Here is a 2321-nt window from a genome sequence, read left to right on the forward strand (position 1 = left end):
GTAAGCGCCAAACCAACCACCCAGTTACACGTGATCTAAGGTTTTGCTAGCGTTCCATGGCAGTAGCGCCTCGACAGACTCAACGCTCTGCGCGTTGGGTAACTCTTTAAAAACTATCTTCAAATAATCGTACGGGTTCACTCCATTGGCTTTGGCTGTTTCGATCAGACTGTATAAGTTAGCACTGGCCTTTGCGCCAGCTTGGCTATTGGAGAACAGCCAGTTCTTGCGGCCCACGGTAAATGGCCGGATGGCGTTCTCTGCCCGGTTATTGTCGATCGGGTAAGCACCATCATCAAGGTAGCGCACGAGCCTGTCCCACTGATTGTGCAGGTATAACAGTGCCCTGCCAATCGCACTTTGCGGCGGCACATGCGGAAGGCTTTTTTCAAGCCAGGCTCTGAGTTTGTCGATAATCGGTTTGGCCTCTTGCTGCCTCCGTCGATAGCGCTCATCCGGCGGTTGATCCTTTATGGATTTCTCTAAAGCGTACAATTTTTGGATAAACGCCAAGCCCTGATCGGCTTTGCCCGCTTTGCCTTTTTTCTGGACGGTTTTGGCATCCATGAGTTTGCGTCGGGCGTGAGCCCAGCAACCGAGACGGGTAATGCGGTAGTCCTTACAGGCTTTCTCATAACCCTCGTAGCCATCAACCATGATGGTGCTGACGCTTTCATCGAGTAAATCCAGCGGCACCGACTGACGCCGGGAGTCGGCGTAATGGAACAATACCGTGGGACTGGCAGCGAAGCTGCCCATCACCCACATGTAGCTTTGGCTTTCAGCGGTTTTACCGGGTTCGTTGAGTACCTGCACGGTGGTTTCGTCCAGGTGAATGACAGGCTGCACTAACAGTTTGTCTTGTAAGAGGTTAATCAACGGCTGCACCAGTTGTCCCGAACGGATCATCCAGTTGGCAAGATTGGTTCGGCCCAGGGCCAGCCCAGCGCGTTTAAAGATCTCACTCTGGCGGTACAGTGGCAGCGCATCGCAGTACTTTTGGGTGGCCACATAAGCCAGAAGCCCCGCACTGGCAATGCTCTTTTCAATAGGCTGCTTGGGTTTGGTGGCGGTAACGTGGTGCTTTTCGCAGCAAGGGCACACGTACTTCTGACGCCGGTGGACGATCACTTTGGCCTGTGCGGGGATGATATCCAGTTGCTCGTGGTCTTCGGTGCCGATAGCCTTTAACTCGGTGCCATCGTGCGGACACACCCGCTCAGTCTCCGGTAACTCATACAGAACCTCTTCACGCGGAAGGTTCGCCGGTAGGCTAACCTGCGGCTGCTTGCGGCGAGTATGAGACGGAACTTCAATGGTGTCTTCTGGCTCGGCCCCTGAGGATTCGCTCGCCTCGTTCAGCTCTGTCGATTCCGCCTCATTGAACAGCCCCAGATCGAGCTGATCCTTGGAGAGCTTTTCGCTACTGGCAGAGAACTGCTTGCGTTGAAATTGTTTGATGAGTTCTTCGAGGGTGCTGATACGACTCGCACGGCTTTTTAGAAGCATTTCTTTTTCTTCAAGTTGCGCTTCAAGTTCTTTGATTTTTTGTTCAAGCGGTGCGGCTTCTGACATACTACTATTTTACCAAACTCCATCAACAAACGTCTCGGTAAAACAGCGCTTTGTGCGGCTTTAATTGGGTGATATCAAACCCTCGCAGCAGCCATTGCCACTGCTCGTGATCCAGCACCACCAGATCCTCCGGCCAGCGTCGGGGCCACTTGAACTTATCGCGCTCAAGCCGCTTCTGCCACAAGGCAAAGCCTGTCTCATCCCAGTACAACACTTTAAGCTGATTGCGCTTTTTATTACAGAAGACAAACAGTGCCCGACTAAAAGGCGAGAGCGCCATGTCATCCTGAACGATGACACTCAACCCGTTAATGGCTTTGCGAAAGTCCACCGGTTCGCGGTGTAGGTAGACCTCCACATCCTCCCGCCACTGGATCATACCGCCAAGGCCTTGACCAGTTGCGCGATAGTGCGCGCATCACCGCCGGGAAGCTTCACCATGACAGAGCCGTAGTGTACCGTCACCTCGCCGGACGGCTTAGGCTCGGCCAGAACGGCTCGGGAAAACCCACTCGGCTCGGGACGAGCTTTAAGCTTTGTTCGTCGCAGACTGAAGTATTTAGCGTTGAGCCCACGCTCAGCGCAGAATTTGGCTTGGGTTAACCCGCTTTGTTCAAACTCTTCGATCAGAGCCAACCAGTCGGATTGGGTGCGATACTTTTTCATGTAGACCTCCAATTGTTTAAAACACAGAGGCTACTAAGATCACGCTAGACTGGGGAGTGGGTGGTTGGTTTGGCGCTTAC

3 protein-coding genes are annotated in these 2321 nt (G+C 53.3%); all 3 read right to left on the bottom strand.

The features are described from left to right. Positions 1–24: 24 nt before the first annotated feature. The 3 genes from Q4526_RS05600 to Q4526_RS05610 are packed head-to-tail and all read right to left on the bottom strand — an operon-like array spanning position 25 to position 2241. A complete protein-coding gene (locus Q4526_RS05600) occupies positions 25–1575 on the bottom strand; it encodes an IS66 family transposase (RefSeq protein WP_215975917.1) in 1551 nt (516 codons plus the stop codon). 22 nt (positions 1576–1597) lie between these two features. After that, positions 1598–1954 (bottom strand): IS66 family insertion sequence element accessory protein TnpB, encoded by a 357-nt coding sequence (tnpB, locus tag Q4526_RS05605; RefSeq protein ID WP_215975918.1) that lies wholly within the window; start codon positions 1952–1954, stop codon positions 1598–1600. Beyond that, positions 1951–2241, bottom strand: coding sequence for an IS66 family insertion sequence element accessory protein TnpB (locus Q4526_RS05610; protein WP_215975919.1), 291 nt, complete (start codon positions 2239–2241; stop codon positions 1951–1953). The genes tnpB and Q4526_RS05610 overlap by 4 nt, the downstream gene beginning before the upstream one ends. Positions 2242–2321 lie beyond the last annotated feature (80 nt).

Origin of the sequence: Gilvimarinus sp. 2_MG-2023 (assembly GCF_030547685.1) — a bacterium.
In the GTDB taxonomy this organism is placed as follows: Bacteria; Pseudomonadota; Gammaproteobacteria; order Pseudomonadales; family Cellvibrionaceae; genus Gilvimarinus.

Excerpts from the sequence above, each read along its gene's own strand:
- tnpB (WP_215975918.1), bottom strand. The coding sequence starts at position 1,954 with ATGATCCAGTGGCGGGAGGATGTGGAGGTCTACCTACACCGCGAACCG.
- Q4526_RS05600 (WP_215975917.1), bottom strand. The coding sequence starts at position 1,575 with ATGTCAGAAGCCGCACCGCTTGAACAAAAAATCAAAGAACTTGAAGCG.
- Q4526_RS05610 (WP_215975919.1), bottom strand. The coding sequence starts at position 2,241 with ATGAAAAAGTATCGCACCCAATCCGACTGGTTGGCTCTGATCGAAGAG.